Below are 14,011 nucleotides of genomic sequence, written 5' to 3' on the forward strand. Positions count from 1 at the left end.
GCCAGTGGGACGCTGGGCACCCCGAAAGCGCCCGTACCGGCAACGACTGTCGCGGCCGACCGCGAGAAGCCAATCACCCGAATTCTCTCGTCGAATGACATGGCTAGTGGCTCGTCCCGAATCGTCGACCGGGTGATCCCCGGATCGAGCGACCTTCGCGACGAGCCACTACAACCCGCCCAGGGGCGGGCGGTCATTTGAAAAACCGGGGCTCAGTCGTCCAAGACCGACCAGCAGTCGTAGCCTTTGTTCGGGTTCTGATCTTCCTCGATGGTGCACTCCATGTGAAGTGGCCGACCATTGTTGAAAAGCCGAGGATCATACGTCCACGTCGCGGCCGAGCGCGGGCCACGCAGGTTGGTGTAAACCACCCGCGAGTCCTGCCGGGCGATGGAGTTTGCGGCCTCGACGACGTATTCGATCACGTCCTCGGTCCGCTCATCCACATCACCGAACGTCACCATTACGCCCCCCTCCTCCTGGATGATCTCGGGCATCGCAAAGGCGGAAGCAGGTGCGGCAAGCGCGATGCCGGCCGCGGCGACAGCGGTAGTCGAGGTGACGAGTGCACGTCGGATAGAGGGCTTCACTTGGAGTCCTTTCAGTGGCGGACGGTGTCAATCACCATCAATTAGTAAAAACTTACTTGGCTCTTACTCAAATGAGTTGGACTCGCCGACGACTCGCCGTCCCCACCTTTGGACTGAGAAACAGACACGGCGCAGTAAATGCGCCGGCCGGGTTGCAGACCCGAGCCGAGTCAGGGTTTCAGGCGGAGAAGGACTTGCCGTTCCTCGAAGCTCACCGGCGGATCGTTGGCGCCCTGATCGTTGGCCAGCTCCCCGTTACCAATTGGATTCGCTACGTCGCCGACCGTGAGCAGACGCAGCGCGACAGCCCCGGGCAAACGGGCAGATTCCCGCTCTGCCAGCGGTCCTCAGGGCACCACGAAGACACCCGTGCCGGCGATCGTCTCGTAGCCGGTCGTCATCGATGCGGTCACCAGACCCGCCCCGGTGAACACGCTCGCTGACTGGCTGTACGGGATCGTCAGGACCCCCGAGGCGCCGGTCCCGAGATTCCTCCAGGCCATCCGGTAGGTCCAGTTGATGTGGGCGCCGGGTGACAGGGCGGGGAACGTGACGGTGCCGGGCACCTCCCCCGTGATCGCAACCGGGTTGGAGGAGCAGAACGTGTGGATCGCACTGCACGCCCAGATGCCGGTGTTCACGACGAGTGGGATCTGGAAGGTGTTCACGGTGGGGGCGGCGGACGCCTGGGGAATCGGGCCCACCGCGAGACCTGCAGCAACGCCGAGTGTCAGAACTGCCGCCGCGAGCAACCGTCGTGCACTCCGCATCGCATGCCCCTCTCGTGGGCCCGCAAGTGGTGTGCTCAGGATACGAAGCCAGACCCGCCTCGCGCCGCGGTACGCACGAAAACACCCCGCACCTGTCCGGTGCGGGGTGTGGTCGGCGTGGGGTCAGGGCAGCGCGTTGATCAGGTCTTCGACGCTCACGCGCGGACCGGTGAAGAACGGGGTCTCCTCGCGCACGTGCATGCGCGCCTCGGTGGCGCGCAGGTCACGCATCAGGTCGACGATCCGGTCCAGTTCGGGGGCCTCGAACGCGAGGATCCACTCGTAGTCACCGAGTGCGAACGACGGCACCGTGTTGGCGCGGACGTCGGGGTAGGTGCGTCCGGCCATGCCGTGGTCGGCGAGCATCTTGCGGCGGTCCGCGTCGGGCAGCAGATACCACTCGTACGAGCGGACGAAGGGGTACACGCAGATGTAGTTGCCCGGGTCCTCGCCGGCGATGAACGCCGGGACGTGGCTCTTGTTGAACTCGGCGGGGCGGTGCAGCGCGACGTTGGACCACACCGGATCGCTGACCTGGCCGAGGTCGGTGGTGCGGCGGAAGTCCTTGTACAGCTTCTGCAGATCTTCGAGCCGTTCCGCGTGCGTCCAGATCATGAAGTCGGCGTCGGCGCGGACACCGGCGACGTCGTAGATGCCGCGCACGACGACGTCAGTGTCCTCGAACGAGTCGAAGAACGCCTGCGCCTGCTTCACGGCTGCGGCACGGTCGTCACCGAGGACACCGGGCTGCACCTGGAAGACGGAGAACATCGCGTAGCGGAGGGTGGAATTGAGCTTGTCGAAATCGAGGCGTGCCATGCCGTTATCCTGCCACTCGGGCTGCGAGGCGTGCCGCCGCCGTCGTCGCGGACGCCACACACGCCGGGACGCCGACACCGTGCAGGTAGGCACCCGCGACCTCGAGTCGGTCCACGTCGGCCGCGGCGGCCTCGATCGCAGCCACCCGATCCAGGTGGCCGGGCGCATACTGCGGCAGCCCGCCGTGCCAGCGCTGGACGACCGCATCGACGGGATCGGTACGCACGCCCGTCACGGTCTCGAGGTCCGTGCGTGCCTTCGCGATCAACTGCGCGTCGGTGGAGTCGACGACGTCGGCGTCCCCGAAGCGTCCGTACGACGCCCGGACCAGCGTGACGTCCCGATCGGCCAGGTGCGGCCACTTGCGGCTCGACAACGTGAAGGCCTTGGCGCCCAATGCTTCCCCCGTTGCAACGAGGATCCCGGAGTTCTCGGGGACGCCGGCGTCGGTGGGCAGGGCGAGCGCGACGACCGCCGAGGAGGCGAGCTCGATGCCGCGGGCCGCCTCGGCGAGCCGGGGCACAGCCGCGGCGGCCAGGGCGACCATGTTCGGTGCCGGCAGCGCGAGGACGACGCCGTCCACGCGGCCGACGGGGTCGAGCCACCAGCCGTCGCCGTCCCGGCGCAGCCCGGTGGCGGGCGTGTCCAGGACGATCTCGGGTGCGGCCGCGGCACGCAGCGCCTCGAGCAGGACGCCGTACCCGTCGCACAGGGTGCCGAACACCGGACCCGGCGACGGCGTGGGCAGGGCCGCGGCGACGGCCGCGGTGAGGTTCGGTGCGCCCGCGTCGAGTGCCGCGGCGAGGGTCGGGAGCGCGGCCCGTACCCCGATCGAGTCCGACAGCCCCGAGTAGACGCCGCCGAGAAGCGGATCGACACTGCGCCGCACCACCTGCTCGCCGAAGCGGCTACCGACCAGGCCGGCGACGTCGATATCGGCTGTCGGATCCCACTCGAACGCCACGGTGGGCTCGGCGACGATCCGCGCCAGCGTCTCCGCGTCGACCAGTCCGGCCACCGACTGCGGATCCGACGGGATTCCCATCAGGGTCCGGGTCGGCAGTGGATGGAGCGAGCCGGCCGACCAGATCAGTGGCGAACGCCCCGCTGGATGGACCAACTGATCCTGCAAGCCCAGTTCCACGATGAGATCCGCGACCTCGGGGCGCCTGGCGATGAACGCCTCGGCCCCGACGTCGACGGGATCACCGGCCAGATCCACGGTGCGCAGCTTGCCACCGGTCCGTGCAGCCGCCTCGACAACGGTGATCCGGGCGCCGTCACCGAGCTGTTGCCGCAGCCGATAGGCCGCGACGAGACCGGTGACGCCGCCCCCGACGACCGCTACCGAGACGCGCCGACCGGTCACAACGAGTGCACCAGCTCCACGACATCGGTCAGCATCGCCGGATCGGTGTCCGGAAGGACGCCGTGGCCGAGGTTGAAGATGTGCCCGGTGGCACCGGCCGCGATCGCGGCGTCGGCCTCCCGGCAGATGCGGCGGACCTCGCGCTCGGTGGCGTCCCAGCCGGCGAACAGCACCGCGGGGTCCAGGTTGCCCTGCAACGCCTTGCCGGGTCCGACCCGGCGGGCGGCGACGTCCAGGGGGATCCGCCAGTCGACGCCGACGACGTCGGCGCCGGCCTCACCCATCGCGCCGAGCAGTTCTCCGGTACCGACACCGAAGTGGATGCGCGGAACGCCCGCGGACGCCACCTCGGCGAGCACCCGCTCCGAGTGCGGCAGCACGAACTCGCGGTACTCGGCCAGCGACAACGCGCCCGCCCACGAGTCGAACAGCTGGATGGCGTCGACACCGGCGTGCAGCTGGGCCTGCAGGAACGCGATGGTGGTGTCCGCGATCGTGCCGAGGAGGGTGTGCCACATCTTGGGGTCGGCGTGCATGAGCGCCTTGGTGCGCTCGTGGTTGCGACTCGGCCCGCCCTCGACCATGTACGACGCGAGTGTGAACGGGGCACCGGCGAAACCGATCAGCGGTGTCTCCCCGAGTTCGGCGGTGAGCAGTCGCACCGCCTGGGCGACCGCGCCGACCTCGTCGGGGACCAGTCGGGGCAGCGCCGCGATGTCGGCGGTGGTCCGCACTGGGTTCGCGACGACGGGGCCGACACCGGCCACGATGTCGAGGTCGACGCCTGCCGCCTTCAACGGGACGACGATGTCGGAGAACAGGATCGCCGCGTCCACCTTGTGCCGCCGCACGGGCTGCATCGTGATCTCGCAGACCAACTCCGGATCGAAGCAGGACTCGAGCATCCCGATTCCTGCCCGGATCTCCCGGTACTCCGGCAACGAGCGTCCGGCCTGACGCATGAACCACACGGGTCGATGCTTCGCCGGGCGACCAGTGGCCGCCGCCAACAACGGTGCGTTCCCGAGGACCCGTCGAGACGGGTACTCGGCACGCCCGGTCATACCTGCATTCGTATCTTCCAAGCCGCTCATCGAGGACCATGTTGCCATGACCCCCCGCCGGGGCAGAATCGGCGCGCCTCCCCCGTGTCACCAGGCACGGCGTCTAACGTCCGCAGGTGTGAGGACCCCGGGACCACCCAACGAACCCGCCCAGTTCCGCGCCGCTGTCGACGCGATGAACTCGGCCGAGGTTCACCCGGATATCGAGCTCGGCCCGATCCGCCCGCCGCAGCGGCTCGCGCCGTTCAGCTACGCGCTCGGCGCCGAGGTCCGCCACCCCGACACCGGCGCCACCACCGAGCACGCGGTGTTCTCCGAGGGCGACGCCTTCGGTCGCCTCATCCTGCTGCACGATCCCGACGGTGACGAGGCGTGGAACGGCACAATGCGACTGGTCGCCTACATCCAGGCCGACCTCGAGCCGGCCCTCGCGGCCGACCCGCTCCTCCCCGAGGTCGCGTGGAGTTGGCTGGTCGACGCCCTCGAAGACAAGGCCGACGAGATCCTCGCGCTGGGCGGCACGGTGACGGCCACGAGTTCGGTTCGGTACGGCGACATCGCCGGGCCACCCCGAGCCCATCAGCTCGAACTGCGCGCGTCGTGGACCGCGACGTCCACCGCACTGGCCTCACACGTCGAGGCCTTCTGCGAGGTCCTCGCCTCCGCGGCCGGGCTCCCGCCCGCCGGCATCACGACCCTGGGCCGACGTTCCTGACCGAGAAGCCGTGCCCGCCGACAGTTGGCGGCCGCGCGCCCAGTCGAGGAAGTCGGCGACGGCGTGGGCCACGCGGAAGCTTCGGATGGACGGGAAGATGTCGAACGCGTGTTGGGCGCCGCGCAGTTCCGCGTACGCGACCGGATTCGCCGACACCTCGCGCAGCCGGTCGACGAACTCGCGGGCCTCGGCGACGGGTATGAACGAGTCGCTGGTGCCGTGCACGACGAGGAACGGCGGCGCGTCCTCACGCAGGTGTGCGCGCGGTGACGCCGCGAGGTAGTCCCGCGGGAACTGCGCCTTTCGACCCAGCACCATCGGGGAGAGCCCGGATTCGACCCGCAGGCGCGTCGCCTTGATCCCTGTCTCCCCCGCGAAGTCGTAGACGCCGTAGTGCGGGACGCACGCCTGCACGGAGGTGTCCGCATCCTCGAAGCCCGGCTGCAGCGCGGGATCGTTCGCGGTGAGGGCGAGCATCGCCGCCAGGTGGCCGCCGGCCGACCCGCCGGTGACCGCGATGAAGTCGGGGTCGCCACCGTAGGTCGAGGCGTTCTCGCGTAGCCAGGCGACGGCCCGTTTGACGGCGATCAGGTGCGCCGGCCACACCGCTTTCGGCGACAACGGATAGTTGATCGCAGCGCACACCCACCCGCGCGACGCCATCTCCAGCATCAGCGGGATGCCCTGGTGGTCCTTGCTGCCGATGACCCACCCGCCGCCGTGGATCTGGAGCAGGACGGGCGCGTTCGCCGGGGTGTCCCGACGGTGGTAGATGTCGATCCGGAATCGTCGTCCCCCGGACGCGTAGTCCAGGTTCTTCACCCGCACGACGTCGCCTCGGCGCATCCGGAACGGGAACGCCAGCTGCCGCCACGGCACCTGCGGGACCGGACGCGCCTCGAAGCCCTCCGCCCGATAGTCCGGCCCGAGCGCCGACTCAAGCGCCGACTCCATCTCCGTCCGTGCCCCCCGACCGGTCGCGATCACCGCGGCGAGTCCCGCGATCGACAGCCCCGCCGCGGCGAGCGCGACGGCGTCACCGCGCCGCCGGACGCCGTGGCGTGCGACGTGGACGGCGGCATCGGCCGCAGTCGCAGCAAGCAACTGCGGAGCGAGTTCCGCGGTCAGCCAACCGGACAGGAACGTCGGCACCGACAGCGGCATCCCGGGGACGGGCCGCAGCGCGTTCGCCGTCAACGCAGCGGTTGCCACCTGACGCAAAAGGAACCGGTTACTAATCCTCATAAACCTATTTAACCATGACGTTTGTCACATCGGCCACGCCAAACTGGAACAGGTTCTACCGTTAGCTGCATGGAGAGACTCAGTGGATTGGACGCCAGCTTCCTCTATCTCGAGACACCGACCCAGATGCTGCACGTGTGCGGGCTCATCATCCTCGACGGGTCCACGATCCCGGGTGGCTATTCTTTCGCAAAGCTGCGCGACGAGTTGGCCGTTCGTGTCAAAACGATGCCGAGCTTCAAGCGCCGCCTCAAGGACAGCCGGTTCAACCTGGACCACCCGGTGTGGGTCGACGACACCGACTTCGACATCGACCGCCACTTCCACCGGATCGCGGTGCCCGCCCCCGGCGGCCGCGACGAGCTGTCGGAGATGTGCAGTTCGATCGCCAGTCAGCCCATGGACCGCACCCGTCCGCTGTGGGAGATGTTCGTCATCGAGGGCCTCGAGGACGGCTCGGTGGCCGTGATGTCGAAGATGCACCACGCCAACGTCGACGGCGTCACCGGCTCCAACCTCATGTCGCAGCTGTGCGGGCTCGAGCCCGACGCGCCGCGACCGGAGTTCGATCAGCTCCCCGAGAGTGCCGGGCGCGCGAGCTCGCTCGACATCGCCGTCAACGGACTGCTGTCGTTCGCCACGCGGCCGCTCAAGATGGTGAAGCTGCTGCCGGACAGCGTGTCGCTACTGCCGAACTGGATCGGGCGGGCCCGCAAGGGCGAGGCGATGCCGACACCGTTCAGCGCGCCACGCACCTCGTTCAACGGCGCGATCACCGGTCGCCGGACCATCGCGTACACGGAACTGAGCCTCGACGACGTCAAGCTGGTCAAGAATGCCTTCGGCGTCAAGGTCAACGACGTCGTGCTCACGATGTGCGCCGGGGCGCTGCGCAAGTACCTCGAGGACCGCAACGAACTGCCCGACAGTTCACTGGTCGCGACCGTGCCGGTCTCCGTGCACGACAAGTCGGACCGGCCGGGCACCAACCAGATCTCGGTCATGTTCACCCAGCTCGGGACCGACATCGCCGATCCGGTGGAGCGACTGCACTTCATCGCCGAGCACAACGAGATCAACAAGGACCACCACAACGAGGCGCTGGGCGCGACCCTGCTGCAGGACTGGGCGCAGTTCGCGGCACCGGCCACGTTCGGCAGCGCGATGCGGGTGTACTCCAAGCTCAAGCTTGCCGAGCGTCACCCCGTGGTGCACAACCTGGTCGTCTCGAACGTCCCCGGACCGCCGATTCCGCTCTACTTCCTGGGTGCGCGCATCAAGCAGATGTACCCGCTCGGACCGGTCTTCCACGGAGCCGGCCTCAATGTGACGGTGATGTCGCTCGAGGGCCGACTCGACGTGGGTCTGGTCTCCTGCAAGGAACTCGCGCCGCACCTGTGGGATCTGGCGGACGCGTTCCCTGCGGCGCTGGCCGAACTCGTCAAGGCCGCACGCGCGCAAGCACGGAAGAAGAAGCAGCCAGCAGTCCCTCTGTGAACGGCCCGGCGTTCATGACGCACGACGAGTGACCGCAGTCCACCTCGTACGTGGCGGCGCCGGCGATCTGGCGAGCGAGCCAGCGCTGGCGCCGCGGCGGAATGATCAGATCCCTGGTCGGCACGACCACGGCGGTGGGCACGTCGATGTCGCCGACCCACGCCGTGGAATCGAACTTGCCGATCTCGGCGGTGGCCCGGCCGATCGCGCCGTAGCTGGTCTCCCGGAACTGGGAGTACGCCCACACCCGGTCCCCACCGAATCGCGGCCCGCCGACCGGAACCGGACCGGGACGCGGCTTGAGCGCGCCGAGCCCCAGACTGAGCGATTCGAGCGCCACTCGCTCACGTGAGTTCCGCTTGAAGTGTGCGGCGCCCGCGCACAGCACCAGGCCGGACACGCGATCGCGATGCCGCTTCCAGGCCAGCTGCGAGACCAGCGATCCCATCGAGTACCCGACCGGAACGACACGGTCGAGCCCGAGAACGTCGGCGAGCGCGATCACGTCGTCGGCGCAGTCCTCGAGCGTGAACCGCTCCGAGCGGATGCCACGCCCGTGCCATCGCTGGTCGAGGACCACCACCCGCGACTTCGCCGCGAGCCTGGCGATCGTCGGATACCACGTCAGGGTGCCGGTGCAGGCGAGCGCGTGGAGCAGCACGAGCGTCGGCTTGTCACGGTTGTCCGGAGTGGCACCCGTATCGATGACGTAGGTGCTACCCCGGCCGGGTAACTCCACCATGGATCCGGCCGGCACCTCGCCGACGGGAGCGACGGCGGCCGCAAGGTTGAGCATCGATCTGCCTTCCGATCAGGAGTCCTCGGTCCGCCGGAGAAGCCGTGCGGACAAAACTAGAACTCGTTCTACATCATGAGCGGTGTCGTCCGCGAGCAATCCCGGCATTCCACCCGGACCCGCCGGCGCACCGACCAGGCGGACCCACCCGCGATGGTGGCCTTGGTCACATGTTCAACTTTTCGACGGAATTGCGGCGCCGCGCGCAGATCTCGACGTGGGATCGTGCCCTGGCCACGTAGAGTTGCCCGCTATGCCAGATACCACCGAGCCCACCCCCACCCCCGTGCCACTACTGGCTCCGGCAGACGGGGTGCCGCCGGTGATCGAGACGGCCGACGGCGTGCGCGACGCTGCCGAGAGGATCGCCGCGGGAACCGGCCCCCTCGCCGTGGATGCGGAGCGCGCGTCGGGATTCCGCTACTCGTCCCGCGCGTACCTGGTGCAGTTGCGACGCGCCGGCGCCGGAACGTTCCTGCTCGATCCGATTCCGACAGCCGAGGATCTGGCACCGCTCCGGGACGCGATCAACGGCCTCGAGTGGGTACTCCACTCCGCCGACCAGGACCTGCCGTGTCTCGCCGAACTCGGCCTCGAGCCGGCCGCCCTGTTCGACACCGAACTGGCCGGACGGCTCGCCGGTTTCGAGCGCGTGGGCCTGGCCGCGATCGTCGAACGCACACTCGGGCTCGAGCTCCGTAAGGGGCACGGGGCGGCCGACTGGTCGTCGCGGCCGCTGCCCGATGCGTGGCTCAACTACGCAGCCCTCGACGTCGAGGTGCTACTCGAACTCCAGGATGCGATGGCGAAAGAGCTGGCGTCCCAGGACAAGTCCGAGTGGGCCCGGCAGGAGTTCGAACACGTCCGGCTCGCCGGACCGCCGCAGCCCAAACCCGACCGGTGGCGGCGGACGTCACAGATCCACAGCCTCAAGAGCCCCCGTCAGCTCGCGGCCGTGCGCGAGTTGTGGACCGCCCGCGACGAGATCGCCCGCAAGCGGGACATCTCCCCCAGCCGCATCCTGCCGGACTCGGCGATCGTCGCCGCGGCGAGCGCCGACCCCAAGAGCATCGAGACGCTCCGCGCCCTCCCGGTGTTCGGCGGTCCGCGCCAGCGCCGGTCGTCACGACTGTGGCTGTCGGCCCTCGAGCGCGCCCGGACACTGCCCCAGACGGAGCTGCCGCCGATCAACCAGCCCTTCACCGGGCCGCCGCCGCCGAGCCGCTGGGCCAAGCGCGACCCCGAGGCGGCAGCACGCCTGAACGCCGCCAAGGCGGCCATCACCGAACTGAGCGAGCGCGTGAAGGTCCCCGTCGAGAACCTGCTCAGCCCCGACCTGGTGCGGCGGATCTGCTGGGAACCACCGGGCGAGAAGTCGGACCCGTCCGGCGCGATCGATGCGGCGCTCGCGGCGGGCGGCGCGCGTCCGTGGCAACGCGAACTGACGGTGCCCCTCCTCACCGAAGCGGTGCGGGCGGAGCCCTGAACTGCGCAGACCGGGCCAACCACGCCCCGTATGTTACCGGCGGGTAATTAGCGCTACAGTGGTGCTTGTCGGGTCTTCGACCCGCCGTGACCGCTCCACTCCCGCCAGGAGGAATCCAGCGTGGCTGCATCCGCTACCCAGAGAAACGTCGTCTTCGTCGACGGCATCCGCACGCCGTTCGGCAAGGCCGGTCCGAAGGGCATCTACGCCGAGACCCGCGCCGACGACCTGGTCGTCAAGGCCATCCGTGAGCTGCTGCGCCGCAACCCCCAACTCGATCCCGCGCGGGTCGACGAGGTCGCGATCGCTGCCACCACGCAGACCGGCGACCAGGGCCTGACCATCGGCCGCACGTCCGCGATCCTCGCCGGCCTGCCCGAGTCGGTGCCCGGCTTCGCGATCGACCGCATGTGCGCCGGCGCGATGACCGCCGTCACCACCACCGCGTCGGGTATCGGCTTCGGCCAGTACGACGTCGTCATCGCCGGTGGCGTCGAGCACATGGGCCGCCACCCGATGGGTGAGGGTGCCGACCCCAACCCGCGTTTCCTCGCCGACCGGCTCGTCGACCCGAGCGCGCTGGTGATGGGTAACACCGCCGAGAACCTGCACGACCGGTTCCCGTCGATCACCAAGGAGCGCACCGACGCCTACGCCGTCTCGTCGCAGAACAAGTACGAGGCCGCCAAGAAGGCCGGCTTCATCGCCGACACGCTGGTGCCGGTCGCGACCCGCTCGGCCGCGGGCTGGGGCCTGGCCACCGAGGACGAGCCGCCGCGTCCCGGCACGACGCTCGAGGACCTTGCGAAGCTCAAGACGCCGTTCCGCCCGGCCGGCCGGATCACCGCCGGTAACGCCGCGGGACTCAACGACGGCGCCACCGCCGCGATCCTCGCGGGCGAGGACACCGCCCACGAACTGGGCCTGCCGATCGGGATGCGCATGGTCGGCTTCGCCTTCCAGGGCGTCGACCCCGCGGTGATGGGCATCGGTCCCGTGCCCGCGACGGAGAAGTTGCTGGCCCGCACGGGCCTGAAGATCGAGGACATCGGCCTGTTCGAGATCAACGAGGCGTTCGCGGTGCAGGTGCTCGCCTTCCTCGAGCACTTCGGCATCGCCGACGACGACCCCCGGGTCAACCAGTGGGGCGGCGCGATCGCGTGCGGCCACCCCCTCGCCTCCTCGGGTGTGCGCCTGATGACGCAGCTCTCGCGCCAGTTCGCGCAGAACCCGGACGTCCGCTACGGCCTGACCACGATGTGCATCGGCCTGGGCATGGGCGGGACGGTCATCTGGGAGAACCCGAATCACAAGGACTACGCAGGCGACGAAGCGGGAGCCAAGTAAATGACCGACATCGCAACCGCGTTCGCCGACGAGGTCGTCACGAACGCCTACACCAAGCTGGTCTCGGTTCCCGGGATCGACGGCCCGGTGGCGCTGATCACGCTCGACAACGGCTTCGACCACACCAAGCCGAACTCCTTCGGCCCGCGGGGTCTGCTGTCGTTCGACAAGGCGCTCGACGAGGCGTTCGAGGCCAAGCCTGCGGCGATCGCCGTCACCGGCAAGCCGTTCATCTTCGCCGCCGGCGCCGATCTCAAGGGCGTCCCGTCGATCACCACCCGTGAGCAGGGACTCGAGCTGGGCCGGTTGGGCCACAAGGTGTTCCGCCGCCTGCGCGAGTCGTCGGTGCCGACGTTCGCATTCGTGAACGGCGTCGCACTAGGCGGCGGCCTCGAGGTGGGCCTGTACTGCCACTACCGCACCTTCGCCGACAACGTCGGCGCCCTGGGCCTCCCCGAGGCGATGCTGGGCCTGGTCCCCGGATGGGGCGGAACGCAGTTGCTGCCCAACCTGATCGGGCCGTCGAACGCCGTCACCGTCGCGATCGAGAACCCGCTCAACAACGGCAAGGTGATCAACTCGAAGAAGGCGCTCGACCTCGGCATCGCCGACGTCGTGCTCGGCTCCGCCGATTTCATCGAGCAGTCCCTCGCGTGGGCCGCGCAGGTTCTCGCCGGCGACATCACCCCGGCCCGCCCGGAGATCGACCGCGGCGCCGGCTGGGACGAGGCTATCGCCCGCGCCAAGGCGATCGTCGACGGCAAGACCAAGAACAACGCACCGGGTGCGGTCCGCACGGTCGAACTGCTCGAGCTGGCCCGTACCACCGATCTCACCGACTCGAAGTCGCTCGACGCCGGCTTCGCGGCCGAGGACGACGCACTCGCCGATCTGCTCATGACCGACGAGCTGCGTGCCGGACTGTACGCCTTCGACCTGGTGAACCGTCGCGCCAAGCGCCCTGCCGGCGCACCGGACAAGTCGTTGGCGCGCAAGATCACCGGCGTCGGCATCGTCGGCGCGGGCCTGATGGCGAGCCAGCTGGCAATGCTGTTCGTCAAGCAGCTCAAGGTGCCGGTGATCCTCACCGACATCGACCAGGAACGCATCGACAAGGGCGTCGGCTACGTGCACGGCGAGATCGACAAGCTGCTCGCCAAGGGCCGCCTGTCGCCGGACGGCGCGAACCGGCTCAAGGCGCTGGTCACCGGCTCGCTCGACAAGGCCGCGTTCGCGAAGACCGACTTCGTCATCGAGGCCGTGTTCGAGAACATGGACGTCAAGAAGAAGGTGTTCGCCGACCTCGAGGAGCACATCTCCCCCGAGACGGTGCTGGCGACCAACACGTCGTCGCTGTCGATCACCGAGATGGCCGCGGACCTGAAGCATCCCGAGCGAGTCGTGGGCTTCCACTTCTTCAACCCGGTCGCGGTGCTCCCCCTGCTCGAGGTCATCAAGGGCGAGAAGACCGACGATCCCACGCTCGCAACGGCGTTCGCGACCGCGAAGGCGCTCCGGAAGTCGGCCGTCGGCTCCGCCGACCTGCCCGGCTTCGTGTTCAACCGCCTGCTCATCCGCGCGCTCGGCGAGGTCATGAACGCGGTCGACGAGGGCACCCCCTTCGACGTCGCGGACAATGCGATCGCCGAACTCGGCATGCCGATGACACCGTTCACACTGCTCGCGCTGGTCGGCCCGGCGATCGCGCTGCACACCGGCGAGACGCTGAACGCCGCCTACCCGGAGCGGTTCAAGCCGTCCCCCGGCCTCGAGGCGATCGTCGAGGCCCGCAAGCCCGGCGTGTGGTCCTGGACCGACAAGGGCCAGGTCGTCGACCCCGAGGTCGCGGCGCTGTGGCAGCAGGGTGACAACCCGTCGACGTCCGAGCAGGTGCTCGAGCGCACCCGTCGGGCGTTCGCCGAGGAGATCCGGATCATGCTCGACGAGGGCGTCGTCGCCGCTCCCGAGGACATCGATCTGTGCCTGATCCTGGGCGGCGGCTTCGGCTTCTGGAACGGCGGCATCACGCCGTACCTGGACCGCACCGGGACGTCGGAGGCCGTGAACGGCAAGACGTTCCTGGCGAAGGGCGTCGCGAGCGTCTGACCCGATCCGTCACGAGAGGAGCGCGTCCCCTATTGGGGCGCGCTCCTCTTCGTCTGTGCGGAGGTACCGGTCAGGAGATGGCGTCCTCGGGAAGCTGATCCCGTGCGGGGATCGCTTCCGGCTCCGAGGAATCCGCATCGGCGGTCTCGGTGGCGACAGGATCGCGCACGCCGGCCGGGAGTTCGCTGTCGAGGATCGGTTCGCCCA

12 protein-coding genes are annotated in these 14,011 nt (G+C 69.0%); 5 read left to right on the top strand and 7 right to left on the bottom strand.

The genetic code is table 11. The annotated features are described in order from the left end of the window. Positions 1–212: 212 nt before the first annotated feature. The 5 genes from IJ15_RS0123415 to hemE all read right to left on the bottom strand — a co-directional run bounded on the left by IJ15_RS0123415 (position 213) and on the right by hemE (position 4,612). Positions 213–590 (bottom strand): hypothetical protein, encoded by a 378-nt coding sequence (locus IJ15_RS0123415; protein WP_156112209.1) that lies wholly within the window; start codon positions 588–590, stop codon positions 213–215. A 347-nt stretch (positions 591–937) separates the two neighbouring features. Further along, complete coding sequence (locus IJ15_RS0123420; RefSeq protein ID WP_156112210.1) at positions 938–1,360, bottom strand: hypothetical protein; 423 nt, start codon at positions 1,358–1,360, stop codon at positions 938–940. Between the two features lie 123 nt (positions 1,361–1,483). Beyond that, a complete protein-coding gene (gene hemQ / locus IJ15_RS0123425) occupies positions 1,484–2,179 on the bottom strand; it encodes a hydrogen peroxide-dependent heme synthase (protein ID WP_031940752.1) in 696 nt (231 codons plus the stop codon). Positions 2,180–2,183: 4 nt separating this feature from the next. Then, complete coding sequence (locus IJ15_RS0123430) at positions 2,184–3,548, bottom strand: protoporphyrinogen oxidase (protein WP_031940753.1); 1,365 nt, start codon at positions 3,546–3,548, stop codon at positions 2,184–2,186. After that, positions 3,545–4,612 carry a uroporphyrinogen decarboxylase gene (gene hemE, locus IJ15_RS0123435; protein ID WP_197059899.1) on the bottom strand — a complete coding sequence of 356 codons (1,068 nt, stop codon included), beginning with the start codon at positions 4,610–4,612 and terminating at the stop codon, positions 3,545–3,547. Before hemE ends, IJ15_RS0123430 begins: the two co-directional genes overlap by 4 nt. 175 nt (positions 4,613–4,787) lie before the next feature. Here hemE and IJ15_RS0123440 point away from each other — a divergent pair, with 175 nt between their 5' ends. Beyond that, complete coding sequence (locus IJ15_RS0123440) at positions 4,788–5,327, top strand: DUF3000 domain-containing protein (protein ID WP_051919563.1); 540 nt, start codon at positions 4,788–4,790, stop codon at positions 5,325–5,327. Here IJ15_RS0123440 and IJ15_RS0123445 read toward each other — a convergent pair. Beyond that, positions 5,241–6,539, bottom strand: a complete 1,299-nt coding sequence (locus tag IJ15_RS0123445; RefSeq protein ID WP_231569643.1) for an alpha/beta hydrolase — start codon at positions 6,537–6,539, stop codon at positions 5,241–5,243. The genes IJ15_RS0123440 and IJ15_RS0123445 overlap by 87 nt on opposite strands. 102 nt (positions 6,540–6,641) lie before the next feature. On the opposite strand from IJ15_RS0123445, the gene IJ15_RS0123450 reads away from it, so the two are divergent. Next, entirely contained in the window at positions 6,642–8,069 is a 1,428-nt protein-coding gene (locus tag IJ15_RS0123450; protein WP_031940757.1) for a WS/DGAT/MGAT family O-acyltransferase, read from the top strand. On the opposite strand, the gene IJ15_RS0123455 is transcribed toward IJ15_RS0123450, so the two are convergent. Continuing rightward, positions 8,014–8,865, bottom strand: coding sequence for an alpha/beta fold hydrolase (locus IJ15_RS0123455; RefSeq protein WP_031940758.1), 852 nt, complete (start codon positions 8,863–8,865; stop codon positions 8,014–8,016). The genes IJ15_RS0123450 and IJ15_RS0123455 overlap by 56 nt on opposite strands. Positions 8,866–9,118: 253 nt before the next feature. Between IJ15_RS0123455 and IJ15_RS0123460 the strand changes: the two genes are divergently transcribed. The 3 genes from IJ15_RS0123460 to IJ15_RS0123470 all read left to right on the top strand — a co-directional run bounded on the left by IJ15_RS0123460 (position 9,119) and on the right by IJ15_RS0123470 (position 13,804). Then, positions 9,119–10,351: an HRDC domain-containing protein gene (locus IJ15_RS0123460; protein ID WP_031940759.1), complete on the top strand. Its 1,233-nt coding sequence runs from the start codon at positions 9,119–9,121 to the stop codon at positions 10,349–10,351. A 120-nt stretch (positions 10,352–10,471) separates the two neighbouring features. Continuing rightward, a complete protein-coding gene (locus tag IJ15_RS0123465; protein ID WP_031940760.1) occupies positions 10,472–11,698 on the top strand; it encodes a thiolase family protein in 1,227 nt (408 codons plus the stop codon). Further along, a complete protein-coding gene (locus IJ15_RS0123470) occupies positions 11,699–13,804 on the top strand; it encodes a 3-hydroxyacyl-CoA dehydrogenase NAD-binding domain-containing protein (RefSeq protein ID WP_031940761.1) in 2,106 nt (701 codons plus the stop codon). Positions 13,805–14,011 lie beyond the last annotated feature (207 nt).

The sequence above is a fragment of the Prescottella defluvii genome (assembly GCF_000738775.1).
GTDB classification, from domain to species: Bacteria; Actinomycetota; Actinomycetes; order Mycobacteriales; family Mycobacteriaceae; genus Prescottella; species Prescottella defluvii.

Coding starts and splice junctions, on each gene's coding strand:
- IJ15_RS0123460 (WP_031940759.1), top strand. CDS start 9,119: ATGCCAGATACCACCGAGCCCACCCCCACCCCCGTGCCACTACTGGCT.
- hemE (WP_197059899.1), bottom strand. CDS start 4,612: ATGACCGGGCGTGCCGAGTACCCGTCTCGACGGGTCCTCGGGAACGCA.
- IJ15_RS0123470 (WP_031940761.1), top strand. CDS start 11,699: ATGACCGACATCGCAACCGCGTTCGCCGACGAGGTCGTCACGAACGCC.
- IJ15_RS0123455 (WP_031940758.1), bottom strand. CDS start 8,865: ATGCTCAACCTTGCGGCCGCCGTCGCTCCCGTCGGCGAGGTGCCGGCC.
- IJ15_RS0123440 (WP_051919563.1), top strand. CDS start 4,788: ATGAACTCGGCCGAGGTTCACCCGGATATCGAGCTCGGCCCGATCCGC.
- hemQ (WP_031940752.1), bottom strand. CDS start 2,179: ATGGCACGCCTCGATTTCGACAAGCTCAATTCCACCCTCCGCTACGCG.
- IJ15_RS0123450 (WP_031940757.1), top strand. CDS start 6,642: ATGGAGAGACTCAGTGGATTGGACGCCAGCTTCCTCTATCTCGAGACA.
- IJ15_RS0123420 (WP_156112210.1), bottom strand. CDS start 1,360: ATGCGGAGTGCACGACGGTTGCTCGCGGCGGCAGTTCTGACACTCGGC.